Origin of the sequence: Rubrivirga sp. SAORIC476 (assembly GCF_002283555.1) — a bacterium.
In the GTDB taxonomy this organism is placed as follows: Bacteria; Bacteroidota; Rhodothermia; order Rhodothermales; family Rubricoccaceae; genus Rubrivirga.
The window spans coordinates 450,993-471,857 of record NZ_MVOI01000003.1; the positions used below are offsets into that span (position 1 = coordinate 450,993).

The window sequence follows — 20,865 nt, forward strand, 5'->3', positions numbered from 1 at the left end:
CTGCGACGGGCCCCATCCCCGAGCGATGCACCTGGCCGCTTCCCCCCGTTCTTCGCCCGTCTGGCGGTAGCAGCGGGCTAGCTTTCGGGCCGATCCCCCCCGGCCCATGCTCATCCTCCGCGATCTCCACCTCGCCTTCGGCGGGCGCGTCCTGTTCGACGGGCTCGGCTGGACCGTCCGCGCGGGCGAGCGCGTCGGGCTCGTCGGCCCCAACGGCGCGGGCAAGTCGACGCTGCTGCGCGTGATCGCGGGCGAGCAGTCGGTGGACCAGGGCGACGTGATCTATGAGGGCGGCGCGTCGGTCGGCTTCCTGCGGCAGGACACCCAGGAGGAGGACCTGTCGATCTCTCCGCTGGAGGAGGCCCTGCACGCCTTCGACGATGTCCTCCGCCTGGAGGCCGAGGCGGAGCGGCTGACGAAGGAGATGGAGGCTCACCCCGACCACACCACCGACGACTACTTCAAGCTCGTCGAGCAGTTCTCGAAGGTCCACGACCGGCTGCTGACGCGCGAGTCGCACACGGCCGAGTCGCGGGCCGCGTCGATCCTGTCCGGCCTCGGCTTCTCGGACGACGAGATGCGGCGCCCGCTGAGCACGTTCTCCGGCGGCTGGCGGATGCGCGTGGCCCTGGCCCGCCTCCTCCTCGGCGCCCCCGACGTGCTGCTGCTCGACGAGCCGACCAACCACCTCGACATCGAGTCGATCGACTGGCTGGAGCAGTACCTCACCACCTACCCCGGCGCCGTCGTGCTGGTCTCCCACGACCAGTACTTCCTCGACCGCATGACGACCTCGACGGCCGACCTCATCCGCGGCCAGATCGACAACTATCCGGGCAACTACGCGCACTACCTGGAGGCGCGGCAGGAGCGGCGGCTCCACTGGCAGGCGCGCTACGACAACCAGCAGAAGGAGATCGCCGAGGCCGAGCGCTTCATCGCGCGCTTCCGCGCCAAGGCCACCAAGGCGAAGCAGGCGCAGAGCCGCATCAAGGCGCTCGAAAAGATGGAGCGCATCCCGCCGCCGCCGCCGGAGGCCAACACGATGCGGTTCCGCTTCCCCGACCCGCCACCGTCGGGCCGCCAGGTGGTCGAGATCGGGACGTTCTCGAAGAGCTACCCGGCGCCGGAGGGCGGCGAGACGAAGGTGTTCGACCGCGCCGGCCCGCTGACGCTGGAGAAGGGCGACAAGGTGGCGCTCGTCGGCAAGAACGGCGCCGGCAAGTCGACGCTCGCGCGCATCCTGCTCGGCACCGAGTCCATCGAGGGCGACATCCAGCAGGACCGCCGCGCCGAGATGGCGCACTTCGCCCAGCACCAGGCCGAGTCGCTGGAGCCGAGCCACACCGTCTTCCAGTCGCTCCAGGAGAAGTCGCGCGGCCACTCCGACACGCAGCTCCGTAGCCTCCTCGGCGCGTTCCTCTTCACCGGCGACGCGGTCGAGAAGTCCGTCTCGGTGCTCTCCGGCGGCGAGCGCTCCCGCCTCGCGCTGGCGCGGACGCTCCTGTCGCCCGCCAACGTCCTGGTCCTCGACGAGCCGACCAACCACCTCGACATCGTCTCGAAGAACGTCCTCGCCGAGGCGCTGCGGCAGTACTCGGGCACGTTCGTGCTCGTGTCGCACGACCGCGCCTTCATCGACGCCGTCGCCGAGTCGGTGTGGTACGTCGAGGGCGGGTCGGTCCAGACCTACCGCGGCACCTACACGGAGGCCCAGTGGCAGCGCGAGCACGGCACGGCGTCGAAGCTCGCCGCCTCGGGGGACGGCCAGGCCACCGGCAAGCAGACGCCGACACCCTCCCCCCTGCCGTCGAAGCCCGCGGCCAAGTCGAGCGGCGGCGGCGGCAAGAAGTCCAAGGAGGAGAAGCGCCGCGAGGCCGAGGCCCGCAACGCGCTCTACCGCATGATGAAAGACGGAACGGTACCGCCCGCGAAGGAGCTCGGCCTCGACCTCGCCGCCCGCGCCCTGGAGTTGCTGGAGCAGTCGATCGAGGAGAAGGAGGCCGAGAAGGTCACGCTCGAAGCCAAGATGGCGGATCCGGACCTTTACGCGAAGCCCAAGGAGTTCCAGCAGACGATGGAGGCGCTCAACGCGGCCCAGACCGACCTGAAGGACCTCATGCAGCGCTGGGAGAAGCTGGCGGCCGAAGTCGAGGCGCTGGCGTGAGCGTCAGCCAGGGGAAGCGGTGCCGCCCCCCGCATCGCGAGCGCCACGCCTGACCGTCCTCTCTCGTCCTTCCCGACTCTCTCGTGCCCGACCTCCCTGCCTGCCCCGTCTGCGCCTCCGCATTCATCTACGAGTACTCGAACATGCTCGTCTGCCCAGAGTGCGCGCATGAGTGGTCGGCGGACCTGACCGAGGCGGAGGTGGCCGAAGCCGCAGGCCAGCGCGTCGTGACCGACGCCAACGGGGCGCCCCTCGCCGATGGGGACTCCGTCACGGTCATCAAGGACCTCAAGGTGCGCGGCTCGTCGTCGGTGGTGAAAGTCGGCACCCGCGTCAAGAACATCCGCCTCGTAGACGGAGACCACGACATCGACTGCCGAATCCCCGGCATCGGGTCGATGGGACTCAAGTCGGAGTTCGTCCGCAAGGCCTGAGTCTGTCCGCCTCGGCCGAGGCGCGAGGCAGTCCACCGAATCCCCGAGGCGCGGCTATCGGCCGGTAAACAGTGCGGTCAGGTCCGCCGTCGATGTCGGTCACGGCTACGATCTCCCGGCCGGGGGCGGCGATCTGCGATCTGGCAGGAGGTATCCTCCCGACTTCCTCCCCCTCAATTCGTCGTCATGCGCGCCGCCGTTCTCGTCCTCGCCTTCGTCCTCACCCCGACCGCCTTCGCCCAGACCGACGCGGCCCCGGCCGACTCCGCAGCTACGCCGACAGTCGCACCGCCCGCTCCGGCCGAGAGCCGGGCGCCGATGCGCGACAGCGATGCCGAGACGCGGGCGCTGATCCTGAACGTGTTCGTGCCTGGCCTGGGGCATCTCCAGGCGGGCGACACCGGGCCGGGCGTGGCGCTGCTGGGCCTCGGCGTGGCGCTGCCCGTCGGGACGGCGCTCGCGACCGGCGTCAGCTCGTTCCAGTGCAGCTCGGGCGCGGGCTGCGACGACCTCGACAGCAACACGGCGCTATTTCTCACCGCGGCGACGGTCGGGCTCGGCGCCTGGATCTACGGCATGGTCGACGCCGACAACGCGGTCCGGCGCGTGCAGGACCGGCGGCTCGCCGCGGCGCCGACCGTCGTCTCGAGCGGGGCAGGCGTCGCTCCGGGCCTCGCGCTCCGCGTCGAGTTGTAGCCTGCCTGGACGGCTCGGTGGGCCGACTCAGAGCCGCAGTCGAACGATGCGACCCGCGGGGCCGGTCAGCCAGATCGCGTCCTGCCCGGCCGCGGCGACGCCCCAGAACGTCTCGCTGGCGACCAGACGCCACGTGAGCCCGTCGTCCTCGGACACGCCGACGCCGCCCGGCCCGACGACCACCAGCGCGTCGGTGCCGGGCACGTAGGCGGCGCCGTAGGCCGCGCCGGGGAACGGCAGTTGCCCGCCCTTGCGCCACGTCCGACCACCGTCGGCCGTGATGGCGACGGCGTCGGTGTATGCGTCCGCGTCGGCGATGTCGCCGCCGACCGCGACGCCATGGCGGTCGCCCCGGAACGCCACCGAGGCGGCCCCGGCCGCCTCGCCCGCCACGAGCGGCAGGTCGGCGGCCTCCCACGTGGCCCCGCCGTCCGAGGTGCGGAGGACGCGCGCGGGGTCGGCGTTGCCGGTCGCGATCCAGGCGAGGCTGTCGCTGCGCGTGGCGACGCAGGTGCCGGACGCCGCGAAGCCGCCCTCGCCCTCGCCCGCCGCAGGGAGGGACGCCGACGGAACGCGCGGCCATGTCGCCCCGCCGTCGGTCGTCCGCCGCACGCGCAGTTCGCCGTCGACCGAGTCGCCGTAGAGCACGCCGCGGCGGGCGTCCCACATCGAGAGGCAGTCGTAGAAGCCGTCCGGCTCGTCGTTGACGAACACCGTCCGCCAGGAGGCCCCGCCGTCGGTCGTCTTGGCGATGGTGGAGGAGGCGCCGGTGCCGATGGAGAGCGCCCACGCCGTCCGCGCGTCGAGCGCGACCACCTCGCGGAACTGGAGCGTGTCGGCCCCCGCCACGGTCACCGGGACGGCGGTCCACGTCGCCCCGCCGTCGGTCGTCCGGACCACCGTGCCGCCCGCGCCGGACGCCCACACGACGGCGTCGTCGACGGCGTGCGCCGCGATCAGGAGTTGGTCGGAGCCGGACGCCTGCTCCGTTAGACGCGGCGGAAGGACGGACGAACTGGTCCCGGCTGCTCCGCCACAGGCGGAGAGGGCGACGGCCAGGGCAGAGACGAGAAGGGTGAGACGCATCAAGGGTCGGGGGTGCAGGGTATGGGCAAGATGCCACCAGATCGCATCCGTTGGGGCACGGCGTGCCGTGCCCTCCCCCGGCGCCCCCGCCTCGGCACCGAGGCGGACAGGCACTCAGCCCTTCCGCCCGACCATCGGCCGCAGGACGACCTCCGAGATCAGCGTCCCGTGCGGCGCCGCGACGACGTGGTGGACGGTCTCGGCGATCGACTCGGCCGACATCGCATTGGGGTTGGGCTTCGTGCCCGCCCCCGCGCCGAAGTCCGTGTCGACGGAGCCAGGGTAGAGGCAGCTCACCTTGATGCCGAACGGCCGAAGCTCCTTCATGATGGCATCCGAGAAGCCCCGCAGACCGAACTTGGTCGCGTTGTAGCCGCTCAGGTTGGGGTTGCCGACGAGCCCGGCGATGCTCGCCACGTTGACGATGAAGCCCGCCGTGGCGTCGGCGCCGCGGGCCTCGCCCTGCGCCTTCATGTGGGGCACGGCGGCGCGCGTGCAGTGGAAGACGCCCGACAGGTTGGTGTCCACCTGGAGGCCCCAGTCGGCCTCGGTCTGCTCGTCGACCGGGTCGAAGCGGCCCAGCCCGGCGTTGTTGACGAGCACGTCGATCTGGCCGAGGTCGGCGGCGATCTGGTCGATGGCCGCGCGCGTGGCGTCGGCGTCGGTCACGTCGCAGACGACGGGCGTAAAGGCGTCGCCGAAGGCATCGGCGAGCTGGTCGAGGGCGTCGGCGGAGCGGGCGAGGCCAGCCACCCGAGCCCCGGCATCGAGGAAGCGACGGGCAGTGGCGAGGCCGATGCCTCGGCTCGCGCCGGTGACGACGACGACGGCGTTGTGGAGGTCCATGGAGGGGTCAGGGGAAGGGCCGGTGGGACGCGACCCCGGCGAGCGGGATCCGCCCGTCCCGTTCTCCTGGCTCCGCCTTCGCCTGCCGGACCGGGTCGCCTCCCTCCCGTCGGGCGGCCTTACTCCGTTCCCCCTCCCACACTCACCGACTCGACCTCCAGCGTCATCTCCGAGATGCCCTCCGCGACGAGCCGCTGCTGCGCTTCGAGCTCTGCGATCTGCGCGTCGCGCGCCGGCGAGGGCGGCTCCATCTTCAAGCGCTCGATCTGGATGCCGACCTGCCCGCCCATGAGCATCCGGTCGGTGTCGTCCATGAGCTGGTTGACGCCCGTCTCGATGCGCGAGACGGTGTGCGCCAGCGTCACGCCGTTGGTCTCCTGGAAGTCGCTGTAGATGGTGCGGCTGGTGATGGGCCGCGCGAGCGAATCCGCCGTGACGACCTGCGAAATCTCGATCACGTCGAAGGCGTCGGCGTCGACGTAGACGCTGAACTCGATGGACGTCGTGGAGTCCTGGTTGGTGGCGAGGCCGGGCTCGCCGAACAGGGAGCCAGGGTCGGAGGTCGTGAAGACGTAGGCGCGGCGTCCGTCGCGCGAGATCGGGCCGCGGAAGGCTGCCGCGCGAAGGCCCCGCGCCAGGCGCGGCACGTTCGGGACCTGGTCGAACAGTAGCTGGGCGGCGGTGCGCGGCGTCACCCCGTCCTCGGCGGCAGCCAGTTCGGGCGTGGCGAAGCGGTCGAGGCCAGTGGTGTCGCCGGAGGTCCGATACGTGGCCGTCGCGCCTGCGCCGGTGACCGTGAAGGTCTCCACCCCGCCGAGGTTATTCTGGTAGCGGAGCAGCATCGCGTCGGCCACGTCGCTGCCGGAGGTGAGGTCGCCGGTGGGCAGGGCTGCCTCGCCGCCGCCGTCGCCACAGGCGGCGACGAAGAGGAAGGCAGGGAGGAACGCGAGAAGAGCGAGGCGAGGCATAGCGGGGGGTGAAGCGCGGCCCGGAAGCTACGGCCGCCTCCGGGCTAGCTTCCCTGGTCCCCCACCTGCCATGCTGCCTGTTCCTCCGTTCTTCGACCTTCCCGACACCGTGCGTGTCGGCGACGCCGTCTACCCCCCCGAGACGGTCCTCTCCCTCCTCGATCCCTACCTGACCGACGAGCGGCGCCAGCGGCTCTCGGCCGTCGTCGCGCGGCGTGCCTTCGGCGTGGTGCCCGTGCTGGAGGGGCTGGTGGACCCCGGCAACGTGAACGCGGTCCTGCGGAGCGCCGAGGGGCTCGGCTTCGGCGCTGCCCACGTGGTCGGGCTGGAGGCCGAGGCGGCCGAGATGGTGGCCCAGGTCCTCGACGGCGACGAGGAGCCGACCCTCTCGGATCGCCGCGCCACGCGCCGGGCCAGCCAGGGCGCCCACAAGTGGGTCGAGCTTCGCGCCTGGACCGACCCGGCCGACTACGTCCGCCACGTCCACGCGTGTGGGGGCAAGGTGGCCGTCACCGCCCTTCGCGACGACGCGCTGCCCATCGCCGAGTGGGACTTCTCGCAGCCGACCGCGCTGGTCGTCGGCAACGAGCACGCGGGCGCCAGCGACGCCATGCTGGAGGCCGCCGACGCGGCGCTGCTGCTCCCGCTCGACGGCTTCGTGCAGAGCTACAACGTGTCGGTCGCCGCCGCGCTGTCGCTCTACCACGCCCGCGAGGACCGCCTCCGCCGGACCGGCCAGCACGCCGACCTCGACGCCGACCGCCAGCGCCTCCTGCTGGCGCACTACACCGCCCGCGCCGTTCCGCTGGCCGCGGCGCTCCTGGCCGAACATTCCCGCCGCGCCGGGTGAGACCCCGAGCCGGCATGCTGCGGCTTGACGGATGAACGGTCACCCGTCCCTCCTTCCCCCCGGACCGATGCTCCTTCGCGCCTCCCTCCTCGCCCTGATCGCCGCCGTCGCCTGGGGCTGCGCGTCCGCACGCGACGCGTACGTCGATGGCATGGACCTCGAGACCGCCGGCGACTACGCCGGGGCCGCCAACGCCTACATCGTCGCCCTCGAACGCGACCGCTCACTGCCGAACGTCGCCGGACGGCTCCAGGTGGCCGGGCGGCAGGCCGTCCGGCAGTCCATCGAGAGGGCGACCGCGCTCGGCCCCGAGGACGCCGCCCTCCAGTACCGCAGCGCCGACGCGCTTGTCCGACGCGCCGCCTCTGTGGGCGTCGATCTGGAGCGGCCGGCGTCGTTCGAGTCCACGCGCGACGCGCTCTACGCCCGTGCCGTGGAGGCCCTCTACGACCGCGCCGAGGCCGACTACCAGACGGGCCGCTTTTCCGACGCGCTCGGCCATCTCGCACGCGCCCGGACGTTCGGACCGTCGCCGCAGCAGGTCGCCGACTTCGACGGGCTGGCCATCGACATCGAGACGGCCTGGAGCGAGGACGACCTCGCCGCGGGCCGCTACCGGTCCGCCCTGAGCCACGCCGAGGCCGCCGCCGGACTGGGCGCCTCCGGCGTCGCGCTCGCCAACCTGGACGCACTCCGCGCCGACATCTTCGCCGCCGGGCGAGTCGTGGTGGCCGTCTTCCCCACCGAGGGCGACGAGGACATCCCGTCGCTCTTCCTCCGCGACGTGACCGATGTGCTGGTGGACGAGCACCTCGACGGCGCCGACCCGTTCCTCGTGCTCGTGCCCCAGGCCAACGTCCGGTCATGGGACCGGCGGCGGCGGCGCGGGCCCGACCTCAGCGACAGCCCCCGCCGCCTCGGCGAGGCTACCGACGACCTCCGCGCCGACCTGGGCGTCGTGGTCGTCGTGACCGACCTGTCCGAGCGGGAGACCGCGCGCGACAGCGAGACGGAGACCGTCCGCGTGCGCGACTCGCAGGAGCGCGCCACCATCACCACCCGCGATCTCGACCTGGAGCTGACCGCCCGCGCCGACGTGGTCACGGGCGACGACGCCGGACGGACCGTCTGCGACGTGTCGGTCGAGGCCCGCGGGACGGCGCGCTACACACGAGCCAGCACGGCGGGCGACTGGCGCCGACTGGACCTGTCCCGGTCGCAGCGCGCCGCCTTCGCCGACGACGCCGACGACCGCGCCCGTGACGAGGCCCTGGCGGAGCTCCGCGACCGCCTCGCGAGCGTCGTCGCGAGCCGCGTCCAGCGCTGCCTCAGCGACCGGATCCCGTAGGCGGCTTGGCCATGCGTCCGCCCGCCTCGGCACCGAGGCGGGCGCCGCCGGGGCTACAGCTTGTAGTGCTTCGCGATAGCCGCCCGGGCCGACTGAACGTCCTTGAGCGTCTCCTTGAGGAGGTTCTGCTGGCTGCGGTGCATCGCGTCCGGGTCCACGAGGTCGGTCGGCTGCTCACCGCGCTCGGCGGCCTGCATCTGCTCCCGCAGGTGCACGTCCACGAGCGTGGTGAACGACGGCACGAGGCCCTTGGCCTGGGCCGCCAGCGGGTGGTCACTCGCGCCGACGGCGCGGAGCCGGTCGAACGTGTTGGACGAGTCCAGCGCGCCGATGTCGACCGCCAGCGCCCGCGCGAGGCGGACGACCGGCTGGATGGCGCGCGTGCGGAGGTTGACGCCCGTGACCCCGTCCACTTCCTCGACCTCGATCCGGCCGAACGTCGAGAGCGGGATGTCGATGCGGGTCCCCTCGCGGGCGAAGATGCGCGTCAGGCGGTCGTTCGGGAGGTGCGCCGCGATGGTCTGCCGGAGGGCCTCACCGAGTTCCACGTCGCCCGCCAGGGCGCGGAGGTCGAAGCAGAGCGCCGCCCGCGCCGACGCCTCGGCGTCCGCCCCGGAGGCCCAGGTGTCGAAGGCGGCCTGCCATGCCGAGAGCGGCTGGCGGAACGCCTCGTGGCTCGCGTCGATGCCGTTCTCGGGATCGCTGTAGCCGCACTCCCGGAGCGCGTCCACGACGCGCGTGGCGAACTGCTCGTAGTACGCCGCCGCGCGCTCGGCGTCGGCCGGGTCGGGGTCGGCGTAGACGAGGCCGTTGTCTTGCCAGGCGCGCAGCACCGACTCGCGGCGGCCGGCGGCGCCGAACGTGAGCCAGGCCCACGGTCCGTCGTAGGCGTCGTCGCCCAGGTCCTCCCGGAGCGTCCGCTCGACGGTCGCCAGAACCCGCCGCTTGAGTTGGTCGTCGATCTCGGTCACGAGGTCGAGCAGGTCCTCCGAGTGGACGCCCTGGTGGTAGAGGCGGTAGAGACGGCGGTTGGAGTCGGCGCGGAGGCGGGCCAGTTCAGGGACCGAGCGGGCGCGCTCCAGGCGCTCGGTGGTGGCCACCGGGTCGAGGCCGCGGAAGTGGCTCATGTCCTCGGCCGTGAGCAGCCCGCGCAGCGCTCCGCCCTCGGCGTCCACGACGACGATGCGGCGGATCCGCTCCCGCATCATGGTCCGCATGGCGTCGTAGAGGCGCTCGTCGGTACGGAGCGCGACCGGGGGGCGCTCGACGAGGGCCATCACCGGCCCGTCGGGGCTGGCACCGGCGGCGAGGATGCGCTCGACCAGGTCCCCCTCGGTGACGAGGCCGACCGGGACGCCGTCCTGCACGATGACCACCGCGTCGGCGTCCGAGGTAGACATCGTCTGGGCGGCCTCGCGGGCCGTCGCGTCCGCCGCCACGGTGGGCGCCTCGGCGCGGAGGACGCTGCCGAGGGTCGTGTCGAAGAGCAGGAAGGCCCCGCTCGCGTCGATGTCCTCGTTGAGCGTGCGGACGTAGCGCTTGGTCTCGGCCTCGAAGTACGCCCGGAACACCTCGTTCGAGTCGAGGAGGCGCTGGAAGCTCTCCGCGGCGATCAGCGCGCACGAGGACTCCTCGACGGCCTGGGCCTCGTACGGCAGCGCCCCGCCCTGCAGCAGCCCGTACGAGCCGAACTGCGAGCCCGCGCCCACCATGTCGACCGTCCGTCCCGAGCCCGCCTCCGAGAGGCGGACGAGCCCCTCGACCACCACGTACAACGCCCGGTGGATGTCGTCGCCCTGGTTGAGGATGACCTCCCCGGGCGCGTAGATCTCTAGCGTGATCTTCTGGCGGAGGACGAGGCGGTCCTCTTCAGAGAGGCTGTCGAAAGGCTCCGTCTGGGCGAGGAGCTCGGAGATCTGCGTTGCGAACGAGAGGGACATGCGGGAAACGCGGGAGAGGGGCGGCTAGGACGCGGGGCCTCCGGGCCGGATCCCCGCGCCATCCCGCGAGGCGCGGCACGCGCCTTCAGAGCGAACGCAGCGACGCACGAGTTCAGACACCGTAGCCTTGGAGGTTCCCCCTCGAATCCGTGACTCGACTTCTGCTTCTCACACTCGCACTCCTCGGCACATCGGCCTTCGCCCAACCCGCCGACCACCTCGTCACGCACGTCGACTGCCAGGGCTACATCGCAGGTTGCGACGAAGATTTTTTCCAGACCGAGCTCGACTTCGCCCGCTTCGTCCGGGACCCCTCCGACGCCGCGGTCACCGTGCGTCTCGTGAGCGAGGACACGGGCGGGGGCGGCGAGCGCGTCACGCTCCTCTTCGAGGGCCGCCGGGGCTCGCTGCGAGGGCGGCGCGACACGCTCGTCACGTCCACCCCAGCCGGGGCCTCTCAGGATGCCCAACGGCGGGCGCTCCTGTCCCGCCTCGGCCTCGGCCTGGTCGGCTTCGCCGGGCGCACCGGCCTCGCCGACCGCCTCTCGGTAGCCTACGACGCACCGTCCGCCGAGACGGAAGAAGCCGCGCCGGCGTCGGATCCGTGGAACAGCTGGGTCTTCCAAACGAGCGCTCAGGGCTTCTTCGACGGCCAGTCGCAGATCGCGTCCAGCAGCATGTACGGGTCGTTCTCGGCGTCGCGCGTGACGGAGGCGTTCAAGGTGTCCATCACGCCGTACGCCAACTACAACCGCACCTCCTTCGAGCTTCCCCGCGAGGACGGCACCGACAGCACCATCGTGAGTGACAACGGGAGCTACGGGATCGGGTTCGACGCGGTCAAGAGCCTCGACGCCCACTGGTCAGCGGGCGCCCGGGCGAGCCTGTACCGGAACACCTTCTCCAACATCGACGCCAGCGCCTCAGTGGGGCCCGCGCTCGAGTACAACCTCTACTCGTTCGCGGAGTCCACGCAGCGTCAGCTCCGATTCAGCTACTCGCCCGGCGTGCGGGTGGTGGCGTACCAGGACACGACCCTCTTCCTGAAGACGCAGGAGGTGCTGGGCCAGCACCAGCTGGCCGTGGCCGCCGAGTTCGCCCAGCCCTGGGGCTCGGTGGACGTCAACGCGTCGGCGTTCCAGTACCTCGCGGCGGATCGCTTCGACAAGTACCGGCTCACGCTCGGCGGCGGGGTGGACCTGCGCGTGGTCCGCGGACTGAGCGTGCGCCTGGACGGCCGGTACAGCTTCGTGCGCGACCAGATCGGCCTGCGGGCGTCGGACGCGACCGACGGCGAGATCCTGACCCGCCAGTTCGAGCTGGCGACGGGCTACTCGTACTACGCCTCGGTCGGGCTGTCGTATTCGTTCGGGAGCATCTTCAACCAGGTCGTGAACCCGCGGCTGGACTGAGCCGCGGCGAGGGCGCCCGCCTCGGTGCGTCTGCGGGACCCCGGCCCGCCGCGTCCCGTTTGCCCGCTCCCCGAGCGACCCGACCCATGCCCTGGCGCGACCGCCTCCTCGACCTGTACCGCCGCGACCTGTTCGATGCTGAGGCGGGCGACCGAATGTTCAACCCATACCGCGACACCGACGCGCACGACGGGCCGGACGCGCCCGCCCTCCGACAGGCCAACCTCGCGGCGGCCCTAGACGCCGTCGCCGAGGCGGGCACGCCGGATGTGCTGGTACTCGCCGAGGCGCCGGGCCCCTGGGGCTGTCACTTTTCGGGAATCCCGTTCACCAACGAGCGCCAACTCCTCGACCCGGAGTTCCCGGTCACCGGCACGCCGACCTCGCGGCAGTTCGCGGAGACGGGCACGCCGATGCGCGAGATGAGCGGCGGCATCTACTGGGACGCCATGCTGCCGCACTGGGGCCGCTTCTGGACGTGGAACGCGGTCCCGCTCCACCCCCACAAGGCCGACCAACCGCTGACGATCCGCACGCCGGGCGTCCGCGAGGTGCGGCGGTGGCACGGGCTGCTGCGGGAGACCGTCGACGTCCTCCAGCCCCGGGCGGTCGTCGCAGTCGGGCGCAAGGCTGAGGGCGCGCTCCAGGCCATCGGCGCCGAGCCCACCTACGTGCGCCACCCGTCGCAGGGCGGCGCGACGCTTTTTCGGACCGGCATCGCCGAGATCTGGGACCGCCTCGGGTAAGCGGTCGGCCCACTCATCCGGCCCCGAACCGCGGCACGGCGTCCACGAAGTCCCAGCCCGACGCCGTGCGGACGCAGCAGTAGCGCGCAGCCCCGTTGTCGACCACCAGGACGGGCGCGTCGAGGACGGCGTTGTAGCGTGCGAGTTGGTCGAACGTGGTCTGGTCGATGGGCACGCCGGGCGCCTTGCACTCGGCGAGGAGCAGCGGGCGCTGGTCTCGGCCGTAGGCCACCACATCGGCCCGCCACGTCCTGCCGCCGAACACGACACCGCGCTCGACGGCCAGCAGGCCCACCGGGTAGCCGAGGCGGAGCAGGTCGGCGAGGAGTCGCTGGCGGACGCCCTCCTCGGGCGTCAGTGCGACCCACTTGCGGCGAACGGGGTCGTGGACGAGCGTCCGCCCGCCGTCGGTACGCGTGCGGAAGGGCTCGCTCACGCGGTGGCCTTCGCGGCTCGCCGGAGCAGCGCTCGGTGCGCGCCCACCCAGTGGTCCGCGTCGCGTGTCAGCTTGGCGATGGTCACGTCGGCGAAGCGCGGGATGAGCGACACGAGGACCGGCACGACGGCCGGCCAGTCGTCGGCGACGATGAGCTCCTCCAGCTGGTCGGCGGTCTGGGGCGCCCAGCGGTAGTCGGCGCGCAGCTTCTCGGACTTCCGCCAGTAGTTGCGGTCGTCCCAGGCCTGCGCGGCAGACTCGATGGTGTCGCCGATGCCGCGAAGATGGAGCACGAGGTAGGCGACGAGGTCCTTCGCCTCGGCGTCGAAGGCGCCGCTCGCGAGGCTGGGGCGCTGCGCGAGCTGGCGGATGGCCTCGGCGGAGGCGCGGGTGTGCGCGCGGCGGCGCTTGGCGGGCGTGTCGCCGGCGTGGATGATTCGGGCCACGGGAGTCGGGGGGAGACGCCGAAAGGTAGGGGTGAGCCGGCGCGGCAGGACCCGTCCCCGGCCTGCGCCCCCTCGGCACCGAGGCGTAGGAAAGCGGTCAGACGACCCGACGGCCGTCCGTACGTTCCGGGTCCGCCTCGTCCCCCCTCCGATGGCCTCTCCCCCGCCCTCCCGCCGCGACGTGCTGCGCGCGCTCGGCCTCGGCGCGCTCGCGTTGCCCGTGGCTGGGTGCGGCACGTCGCTCTGGCCCGGCGGCTCCCGCACGACGCCGCCCGTCCCGCCGTCTGCCCCGCCGCCGGTCGCCCCGCTGCCGGTCGAGGCGGCCGAGGTGATGGCCGTGCCCGAGCCGAGCCCCATCGAGCCGATCGTCGTCGAGCGGCCCGTCGTGCTGCCGCCGCGCCTCCGGGCGGGCGGAACCGTCGCCCTGATCGCCCCCGCGGGCGTCCTCCGCAACCGCGGCCAGGTCGACGAGGCCACCGAGGCGCTCGAAGGCCTCGGCCTGCGGACCACCGTCGGTCGCCACGTGCTCGACCGGTTCGGCTTCCTCGCGGGCTCCGACGCCGCCCGCGCCCGCGACGTGATGGACGCCTTCCGCGACCCTGACGTGGACGCCATCGTGGCCATGCGGGGGGGCTGGGGCTGCGCTCGCATCCTGCCGTTCCTCGACTTCGACGAGATCGCCGCCCACCCCAAGCCGCTCGTCGGCTACTCCGACATTACGGCGCTCCTGCTGGCCATCTACGCCCGCACTGGCATGGTGACGTTCCACGGCCCGGTCGGCGTGTCGACGTGGAGCTCTCAGACGGCGCAGAGCTTCGTACAGACCCTGATCCACGGCATCGCCCCCGTAATCGGCCCCGAGACGCGCTCCAACCGTGACCGCACGCGGACCGTCCGCCCCGGCGTCGCCGAAGGACCGGTCGTGGGCGGCAACCTGACGGTCATCTCGGCGCTTGCCGGGACCGGCTTCCTGCCCGACGCCGACGGCCACCTCGTCTTTTTCGAGGAGGTCGGCGAGGACGCCTACCGGGTCGACCGGATGCTGGCCCAGTTGCAGCTGGCGGGGTTCCTCCGCGACCCGGCGGGCATCGCGTTCGGGCAGTGTTCCAGTTGCACGTCCGGTGGTTCGTCCTGGACGGCCGAGGAGACGATCCGCCGTCACCTGGAAGGCTATGCCTGCCCGTCGGTGCTGGGCGCGCCGGTCGGCCACGTGTCGCCGGTCTACACGCTCCCGATCGGCCTCCGCGCCCGCCTCGACGCCGACGCGGGGACGCTGGAGTACCTCGGGCCCGCTGTCGCGTAGGCGTCGGCCGGGGGTGCTCGTTAACAGCCGCTCCCCTCGGTGCCGAGGCGGGATAGATCAGCCGTCGCGCGCGCCCATCGCCTCAGCGACCGCGATGAACCGGGGCACGTAATGCTGCGTCTCGCGCGGCAACCGGTCCTGGATGTCCCAGAACGTGGGCGTGCGGCCCAGCTCGGCGCGCGTCTCGCGGACGATCCGCTCCACCCGGCCGACCCCGCAGTTGTAGGCTGCCAGCGCGAGGTGCCAGTCGCCGTCGAAGCGGCGGCCGAGCCAGCGCAGGTAGCGCGCCGCGGCGTCGGTGGACGGGCCCGTCTCGAAGACCGTCAGCGAGTCGAGGCCGTACTCGGCGGCCGTCTCGGGCATGAACTGCCACAAGCCCTGCGCGCCCGCCCAACTCTCGGCCCGCGCGTCGAGCGCGCTCTCGATCACGGCGACGTACTTGAGGTCGGTCGGAATGCCGCGGCGGCGAAAGGTGCGATCGATGGACCGCAGCAGCGTGCGGTGACGGCGGCCCGTACGCGAGAGCCCCCGCGCGGCGCCCCGCTGGCGGTCGACGGCGTCCACGGCGTCGGCCGGGTAGAACAACCACGCCGGGCCGTCCTTCCGCTCCGCCTCGGCGCGCTGAGCGGCGAGCACGGCCGGGTCCACGAGGTCGGGCGCGAAGGTGGCGCCGAGCGAGGCGAGCGCGTCGCCGCGGAGGTCGGCCCACTCGGTAGGAGACAGGGCCGACGGTGCGATGGGGCCGAGATGCGACTCGTACACGGCCTGCGCACGCAGCGCCAGCTCCCGCACCGATGGGGACTCCTCCGACCCGAGGGCACGGACGGCCTGGAGCGCGGCGACCGCCTGCGCCTCCTGGCGGTCGGGGTCCGGTTCGGTCTCGGCCGCCACGACGGCCTGCCGCGCGCGGATGACAGATCGGGCCCAGGCGAGCGGGTCGTCGGCGGTGTCGGTCGAGTCGGCGGGAGCCGCGTGGGCGGCGGGCGCGAGCGGCCCGACCAGGGCGACGGCGAACAGGACGGCGAGCGCGGCGCGGAGCGTCGGCATGGGGGGACGTGTGGTGGGATCCGAAGAAGAGAACCCCGCTGAGGGGTCACTCCGTGCCCGGGGCACGCTGCAAGGCACGTGCCGAGCGTTGTTCAAACTACCGGACACCCGACGGGACGTGGGGCGTAGACGCCGGTGTCCCCTAGTTTCGGCCCTTCCCCCGCCGCCCCGCTCCCCGCCCCTCACATGCCCGAGGCGTCCCCCCCAGAGGCCATCAAGATCCTGTTCGTCGACGACGAGCCGGATCTCGTGCCGCTCATCCGGCAGAAGTTCAGGTCGCAGGTGCGCGCCGGGACCGTCGCGCTGGTGTTCGCCGCCGACGGCGTCGAGGCCCTCGAACACCTTCGCGAGGACCACGACATCGAGGTGATCGTGACCGACATCAACATGCCGCGGATGGATGGCCTGACGCTGCTCGGCGAGTTGGGCGACCTCGGCCGCCGCACGCGCGCCGTCGTGGTGACGGCCTACGGCGACATGGAGAACATCCGGACGGCCATGAATAAGGGCGCGTTCGACTTCCTCACGAAGCCGATCGACATGGACGACCTCCAGATCACGCTCGCCCAGGCTCGCGAGGCCGTCGAGCGTGACCGCGAGGCCGACCGCGTCCGCCGCACCATCACGCGCTACCTGTCCGACAAAATCGCCCACGCGGTTCTCTCGGACCCCGCCGCGACCGGCTCCAGCGAGCGCCGCGAGGTGTCGGTGCTGATGAGCGACATCTCGGGCTTCAGCCAGCTCTCCGAGCGCCTCGAACCGGAGCGCGTCGTGGAGCTGCTCAACGTCTACCTCGGCGCCATGACCGAGGTGGTCGACGCGCACGAGGGGGCCATCGACGAGTTCATCGGCGACGCCGTGCTGGTCATCTTCGGCGCGCCGCTGGAGATGGCGGACCACGCCCTCCAGGCGACCGCCTGCGCGGTGGCCATGCAGAACCGGATGGCGAGCGTCAACGAGGAACTCGAGTCCCGCGGGCTGCCGCCGCTGAAGATGACGGCCGCCGTCAACTCCGGCGAGGTGGTGGTGGGCACCATCGGCTCCGAGTCGCGCGCCAAGTACGGCGTCGTGGGCACGGCGGTGAACCTGACCGCGCGGATCCAGACGATGGCCGTCCCGGACGAGGTCCTGATCTCGGAGACGACGTACCGCGCGGCGGGCGGCGAGGACGGGCCGGTCCGCCTGGAGGGCACGCGGCGCGTCTCGCTGAAAGGCTTCGCCGAGCCCATCGCCATCCACAGCGTCGCCGAGGTGGCCGGGGTGGAGGGCGGCGCGGTGCCGCACGACGAGTCGGCCCTGGTCCCGCTCGACGCTCCCATCCCGTTCGGGCTGGCGGTGCTCGACGGCAAGGAGATCACCAACGACGCCCACGCCGGGGAGATCGTGGCCCTCTCCGCGACGGGCGCGCAGATCCGGGTGGGCACGCCCCTCGACACCCGCGCCGACGTCCGCGTGACGGTGGACCTGGACGACGGCCCGGCATCGATCTATGCAAAGGTCCACCACGTGACGCCCTCCGACGACGGAGCCGAGGCCCGCCTGCGCTTCTCGTCCGTGCCGCCGGCTGCTGCGGCGGCCTTCGCCCGCCTCCTCTGACCCGATGACGACCTCTCCTCTGGAGGGCCCCGGCGCGTCTCGCCGCGCTCGCCCGTCCCGCATCGGGCTCGTGGCCCTGCTGGCGACAGCCCTCGGCGCGCTCGTCGTGCTCGGCCCCTCGCTCGTGGCTGGCGCGCAGCAGGGCGAGCCCGCACTCGCCGACGACGACGCGATCACGTTCCGCCACGTCGGGGTCGAGCAGGGCCTCCCGAGCAGCGTCGTGCTGGACGTGACCCAGGACGCGCTCGGCTTCGTCTGGATCGCCACCGACGAGGGCCTCGTCCGCTACGATGGCATGGACCGGGTGACGTACCAGCGCACGGCCGACTCGACCTCGCTGGCGGGCAACGTGGTGCAGGTGCTCGCCCCGGCGCCCGGCGGCGCCCTCTGGGTGGGCACCGACACCGGGCTGACGCGCTTCGACCCGCGTGCGGACGTCTTCCGCCGCATCACGGGGCTCCCCTCGGACGACATTCTGGCGCTCACGACCGATGTCGCGGGCAACGCCTGGGTGGGCACCACGGCCGGTCTCGCCTTCGTCACGGCCGAGGGCGCCGTCCAGTCGGTCGACCGGCACGACCCGGCCGACCGCTCCAGCCTCCCCGACGATACCGTCGAGGCGCTCTACCTCGCCTCGGAGGGCGTCCTCTGGGTGGGCACCGGCGACGGGCTCGCCCGCCGCGCCGACGGCCGCTTCCAGACCGTCCGCCCGGACTCGCTGGGCGTCCTGGGAGCCTTCGCTGTGACGGCCATCGCGCCGAGCGAGAGTGCGGGGCTGCTCCTCGGCACCCTCGGCGACGGCCTGGTCGCGTTCGACCCGCGTACGGCCGCCTTCGCCCGCCTCGACATCGGCACCGACATCATCGCGCAGAACGTGACCTCGGTCCACGAGGACGCGACGGGGACCGTGTGGGTGGGCACCCTCGGCGGCGGCCTCCGGCGCCTGACGCCGGGCGAGGACGGCGTGCGCATCTACGAGGCCGTGCCAGAGGACCCCGGCTCGCTCTCCGACGACGAGGTCTCGGCGATCCTCGAGGACCGCCAGGGCATCCTCTGGGTGGCCACGTATGGCGGCCTCGACCGGTTCGACCGCGCCCGGGGCACCGCCGTCCGCCTCCGCCACACCGACGACCCCGTGTCGCTCGCCAGCAACGACGTGCGCTCGGTGCTCGTCACGCGCGACGGCACGCTCCTGGTCGGAACCGACCGGACGCTCGACCGCAGCCCCGACGGCCGCACGTTCTCTCACACTCGCATCGGCGGCGATCTGGACCAGCACCCGGTCCGCGCCCTCACCGAGGACCGCGACGGCGTCGTGTGGGTCGGCACGGAGGGCGCCGGGCTCTACCGCATCGGCGCCGACGGCGAGCTCCGGCAGGCGACGAGCAGTCCCGGCGACGGCGACTACGCGATCACCTCCTTGCTGGAGACTGGCGACGGCCAGTTCTGGGTGGGCACCCTCGCCGACGGGCTCCTGCGCCTCGACCGCGCCTCCGGCGACCTGCTCGCGATCGACCGGGCGGACGGCCTGCCCAGCAATCAGGTCCGGGCCCTCGCTGAGGACGCCGACGGACGCCTCTGGGTGGCCGCGGAGAGCGGCGTCTGCCGCGTCGACGACGCAGCCGAGCGAGGCCTCGTCACCTGCCTTCCGGTGGACCCCTCCGACCCGGACGCGCTCGCGACCCGCGACGTGCTCTCGCTCCACGCGCAGGCCAACGGCACCCTCTGGATCGGCACGGCCGACGGGCTCTACGCGCTCGACACGCGGGAGGCCTCCGGGAGACTCACCCGCTACACGGTCGACACCTCCGACCTGCCGGACAACGCCGTCCACGCCATCGTCGAGGACGCCGACGGCTTCCTCTGGCTCAGCACGGGCGACGGCCTGACGCGCTTCGAGCCGCTCACGGAGACGTTCTTCCGGCGCCTCAGTGGCCAGGACGCCGAGCGTTCGCTCAACAGTGCCGCCACCCGCGCGCCCGACGGCCAGCTCCTCTTCGGCAGCACGCGCGGCCTGCTCGCGTTCTACCCGCAAACCCTCGAAGCGCGCAACGCCAACCCGCCCCAGGTGGTGCTGACGGGCGTCGAGGTGGACGGCCAGCCGGTGGCCCCCTCCCCGGAGGGCGTGCTGACGATCGCCGCGCCGCTGGCGGAGGAGGTCTCGCTGGGACCGGACCAGGGCTACCTCACGCTCCAGTACGCGGGCCTCCACTTCTCCGCCCCGTCCCAGAACACCTACCGCTACCGGCTGATCGGGCTTTCGGACGAGTGGCGCGAGGTGGGCACGACGCGCGAAGCCACGTTCAGCGCACTGCCACCGGGGAACTACACCTTCGAGGTGGAGGCGGCCAACGCCGATGGGGTCGGCTTCGGGGAGGGCATGGCGACCGTGAAGGTCGTCGTCCACCCGCCGTGGTGGCGGACGTGGTGGGCCCTGCTCGGGTTCGCCGCGCTGGCCGTGTTCGGGCTCGTCCGCGCCGACCGCTGGCAACGGGCGCGGCTGGTCCGCCAGGAGCGTGAGCGGGCCGACCGCCGCGAGGCAGAGCTCCGTGCCGAGACTGCCGAGGCGGAGCAGCGCAAAGCCACCGCCGAGGCGCTGGCTCTCAAGGCGGAGAACGACCGCAAGGCGGCCGAGCTCGAACAGGCCCGCGAGGTGGAAGCCGCTAACACCAAGCTGGCCGCGGCCAACACGCGCCTCGAAACGTCGCTCCGCGACCTGAAGGCGACCCAGGCCCAGCTCGTCCAGTCCGAGAAGCTGGCCTCGCTCGGGCAGCTCACCGCGGGCATCGCCCACGAGATCAAGAACCCGCTCAACTTCGTCAACAACTTCGCCGACCTCTCGGTGGAGCTGGCGCAGGAGCTCCGCGACGAGATGGCCGAGACGCCCGAGCGGCCCGTCGGCGAGGTGCTGGGCGAGGTGGGCGACCTGCTCGACGACCTCCAGGACAACTGCCGCCGGATCCGCGAGCACGGCCAGCGGGCCGACCGGATCGTCCGCTCGATGCTGCTCCACAGCCGCGGCGGCGCCTCCGAACGCGGACGCGTGGACCTGCCGCGGTTCATCGACGAGTACGCGAACCTCGCTTTCCACGGCGCCCGCGCCAACGACTCGGACTTCCAGGTCGAGATCGTCCGCGACTTCGCCGAGGACACCGGCGAGGTCGAGGTGGTGCCGCAGGAGTTCGGCCGCGTCCTGATCAACCTGCTCACGAACGCCTTCCACGCCGTCCAGGAGCGGTCCCACGCGGGCGCCGACGGCTATGCGCCCACCGTCACCGTCCGCACGCGGCGTACGGGCGATGAGGTGACGATCGAGGTGCAGGACAACGGGACGGGCATCCCCGAGGCGGTCAAGGCGCAGATCTTCGAGCCGTTCTTCACCACCAAGCCCACCGGCGAGGGGACCGGCCTCGGCCTGTCGCTGGCCCACGACATCGTCACGGGCGTCCACGGCGGCCACATGGCGGTCGAGAGCACCGAGGGCGAGGGCACCACCTTCCGGATCGGGCTCCCGACGAAGGCCGACGCGTAAGGGCGCGGCGCG

General features: G+C 72.6%; 17 protein-coding genes. 10 read left to right on the top strand and 7 right to left on the bottom strand.

Going from position 1 to position 20,865, the window contains the following annotated elements; translation table 11 throughout:
* Positions 1-106 precede the first annotated feature (106 nt).
* The 3 genes from B1759_RS03830 to B1759_RS03840 all read left to right on the top strand — a co-directional run bounded on the left by B1759_RS03830 (position 107) and on the right by B1759_RS03840 (position 3,297).
* Entirely contained in the window at positions 107-2,167 is a 2,061-nt protein-coding gene (locus B1759_RS03830) for an ABC-F family ATP-binding cassette domain-containing protein (protein WP_095513709.1), read from the top strand.
* A gap of 83 nt (positions 2,168-2,250) precedes the next feature.
* Complete coding sequence (locus B1759_RS03835) at positions 2,251-2,601, top strand: zinc ribbon domain-containing protein YjdM (RefSeq protein WP_095513710.1); 351 nt, start codon at positions 2,251-2,253, stop codon at positions 2,599-2,601.
* 186 nt (positions 2,602-2,787) lie between these two features.
* Positions 2,788-3,297 carry a hypothetical protein gene (locus B1759_RS03840; protein WP_095513711.1) on the top strand — a complete coding sequence of 170 codons (510 nt, stop codon included), beginning with the start codon at positions 2,788-2,790 and terminating at the stop codon, positions 3,295-3,297.
* 27 nt (positions 3,298-3,324) lie between these two features.
* Here B1759_RS03840 and B1759_RS03845 read toward each other — a convergent pair whose 3' ends face one another.
* The 3 genes from B1759_RS03845 to B1759_RS03855 all read right to left on the bottom strand — a co-directional run bounded on the left by B1759_RS03845 (position 3,325) and on the right by B1759_RS03855 (position 6,197).
* A complete protein-coding gene (locus B1759_RS03845; protein WP_095513712.1) occupies positions 3,325-4,383 on the bottom strand; it encodes an oxidoreductase in 1,059 nt (352 codons plus the stop codon).
* Positions 4,384-4,497: 114 nt separating this feature from the next.
* On the bottom strand, positions 4,498-5,229 hold the full coding sequence (locus B1759_RS03850; RefSeq protein ID WP_095513713.1) for an SDR family oxidoreductase: 732 nt from the start codon (positions 5,227-5,229) through the stop codon (positions 4,498-4,500).
* 119 nt (positions 5,230-5,348) lie between these two features.
* Positions 5,349-6,197 (bottom strand): hypothetical protein, encoded by an 849-nt coding sequence (locus B1759_RS03855; RefSeq protein WP_095513714.1) that lies wholly within the window; start codon positions 6,195-6,197, stop codon positions 5,349-5,351.
* Between the two features lie 70 nt (positions 6,198-6,267).
* Here B1759_RS03855 and B1759_RS03860 point away from each other — a divergent pair, with 70 nt between their 5' ends.
* Positions 6,268-7,047 carry a TrmH family RNA methyltransferase gene (locus B1759_RS03860; RefSeq protein WP_095513715.1) on the top strand — a complete coding sequence of 260 codons (780 nt, stop codon included), beginning with the start codon at positions 6,268-6,270 and terminating at the stop codon, positions 7,045-7,047.
* Positions 7,048-7,114: 67 nt separating this feature from the next.
* Positions 7,115-8,395, top strand: a complete 1,281-nt coding sequence (locus tag B1759_RS03865; protein WP_095513716.1) for a hypothetical protein — start codon at positions 7,115-7,117, stop codon at positions 8,393-8,395.
* A 53-nt stretch (positions 8,396-8,448) separates the two neighbouring features.
* Here the strand turns inward: B1759_RS03865 and B1759_RS03870 are convergent, their stop codons facing one another.
* Positions 8,449-10,335: a DUF294 nucleotidyltransferase-like domain-containing protein gene (locus B1759_RS03870; RefSeq protein ID WP_095513717.1), complete on the bottom strand. Its 1,887-nt coding sequence runs from the start codon at positions 10,333-10,335 to the stop codon at positions 8,449-8,451.
* A gap of 149 nt (positions 10,336-10,484) precedes the next feature.
* Here B1759_RS03870 and B1759_RS03875 point away from each other — a divergent pair, with 149 nt between their 5' ends.
* A complete protein-coding gene (locus B1759_RS03875) occupies positions 10,485-11,747 on the top strand; it encodes a DUF481 domain-containing protein (protein WP_095513718.1) in 1,263 nt (420 codons plus the stop codon).
* 86 nt (positions 11,748-11,833) lie between these two features.
* Positions 11,834-12,493 (top strand): uracil-DNA glycosylase, encoded by a 660-nt coding sequence (locus tag B1759_RS03880; RefSeq protein ID WP_095513719.1) that lies wholly within the window; start codon positions 11,834-11,836, stop codon positions 12,491-12,493.
* Between the two features lie 13 nt (positions 12,494-12,506).
* Here the strand turns inward: B1759_RS03880 and B1759_RS19595 are convergent, their stop codons facing one another.
* Together B1759_RS19595 and B1759_RS19600 are read right to left on the bottom strand one after the other, a co-directional pair.
* A complete protein-coding gene (locus tag B1759_RS19595; RefSeq protein ID WP_158225113.1) occupies positions 12,507-12,929 on the bottom strand; it encodes a type I restriction enzyme HsdR N-terminal domain-containing protein in 423 nt (140 codons plus the stop codon).
* A complete protein-coding gene (locus tag B1759_RS19600) occupies positions 12,926-13,375 on the bottom strand; it encodes a hypothetical protein (RefSeq protein WP_158225114.1) in 450 nt (149 codons plus the stop codon). Before B1759_RS19600 ends, B1759_RS19595 begins: the two co-directional genes overlap by 4 nt.
* A 151-nt stretch (positions 13,376-13,526) precedes the next feature.
* Here B1759_RS19600 and B1759_RS03890 point away from each other — a divergent pair, with 151 nt between their 5' ends.
* Entirely contained in the window at positions 13,527-14,678 is a 1,152-nt protein-coding gene (locus B1759_RS03890) for an LD-carboxypeptidase (RefSeq protein WP_198948746.1), read from the top strand.
* 57 nt (positions 14,679-14,735) lie between these two features.
* On the opposite strand, the gene B1759_RS03895 is transcribed toward B1759_RS03890, so the two are convergent.
* Positions 14,736-15,725 carry a lytic transglycosylase domain-containing protein gene (locus tag B1759_RS03895; RefSeq protein ID WP_095513720.1) on the bottom strand — a complete coding sequence of 330 codons (990 nt, stop codon included), beginning with the start codon at positions 15,723-15,725 and terminating at the stop codon, positions 14,736-14,738.
* Positions 15,726-15,911: 186 nt separating this feature from the next.
* Between B1759_RS03895 and B1759_RS03900 the strand changes: the two genes are divergently transcribed.
* Together B1759_RS03900 and B1759_RS03905 are read left to right on the top strand one after the other, a co-directional pair.
* Positions 15,912-17,321, top strand: coding sequence for an adenylate/guanylate cyclase domain-containing protein (locus tag B1759_RS03900; RefSeq protein WP_095513721.1), 1,410 nt, complete (start codon positions 15,912-15,914; stop codon positions 17,319-17,321).
* Positions 17,322-17,325: 4 nt separating this feature from the next.
* On the top strand, positions 17,326-20,853 hold the full coding sequence (locus B1759_RS03905; protein WP_095513722.1) for a two-component regulator propeller domain-containing protein: 3,528 nt from the start codon (positions 17,326-17,328) through the stop codon (positions 20,851-20,853).
* The last annotated feature ends 12 nt before the right edge of the window (positions 20,854-20,865 follow it).

Coding starts and splice junctions, on each gene's coding strand:
- B1759_RS03830 (WP_095513709.1), top strand. CDS start 107: ATGCTCATCCTCCGCGATCTCCACCTCGCCTTCGGCGGGCGCGTCCTG.
- B1759_RS03840 (WP_095513711.1), top strand. CDS start 2,788: ATGCGCGCCGCCGTTCTCGTCCTCGCCTTCGTCCTCACCCCGACCGCC.
- B1759_RS03845 (WP_095513712.1), bottom strand. CDS start 4,383: ATGCGTCTCACCCTTCTCGTCTCTGCCCTGGCCGTCGCCCTCTCCGCC.
- B1759_RS03850 (WP_095513713.1), bottom strand. CDS start 5,229: ATGGACCTCCACAACGCCGTCGTCGTCGTCACCGGCGCGAGCCGAGGC.
- B1759_RS03855 (WP_095513714.1), bottom strand. CDS start 6,197: ATGCCTCGCCTCGCTCTTCTCGCGTTCCTCCCTGCCTTCCTCTTCGTC.
- B1759_RS03860 (WP_095513715.1), top strand. CDS start 6,268: ATGCTGCCTGTTCCTCCGTTCTTCGACCTTCCCGACACCGTGCGTGTC.
- B1759_RS03865 (WP_095513716.1), top strand. CDS start 7,115: ATGCTCCTTCGCGCCTCCCTCCTCGCCCTGATCGCCGCCGTCGCCTGG.
- B1759_RS03870 (WP_095513717.1), bottom strand. CDS start 10,335: ATGTCCCTCTCGTTCGCAACGCAGATCTCCGAGCTCCTCGCCCAGACG.
- B1759_RS03880 (WP_095513719.1), top strand. CDS start 11,834: ATGCCCTGGCGCGACCGCCTCCTCGACCTGTACCGCCGCGACCTGTTC.
- B1759_RS03890 (WP_198948746.1), top strand. CDS start 13,527: ATGGCCTCTCCCCCGCCCTCCCGCCGCGACGTGCTGCGCGCGCTCGGC.
- B1759_RS03895 (WP_095513720.1), bottom strand. CDS start 15,725: ATGCCGACGCTCCGCGCCGCGCTCGCCGTCCTGTTCGCCGTCGCCCTG.
- B1759_RS03900 (WP_095513721.1), top strand. CDS start 15,912: ATGCCCGAGGCGTCCCCCCCAGAGGCCATCAAGATCCTGTTCGTCGAC.
- B1759_RS03905 (WP_095513722.1), top strand. CDS start 17,326: ATGACGACCTCTCCTCTGGAGGGCCCCGGCGCGTCTCGCCGCGCTCGC.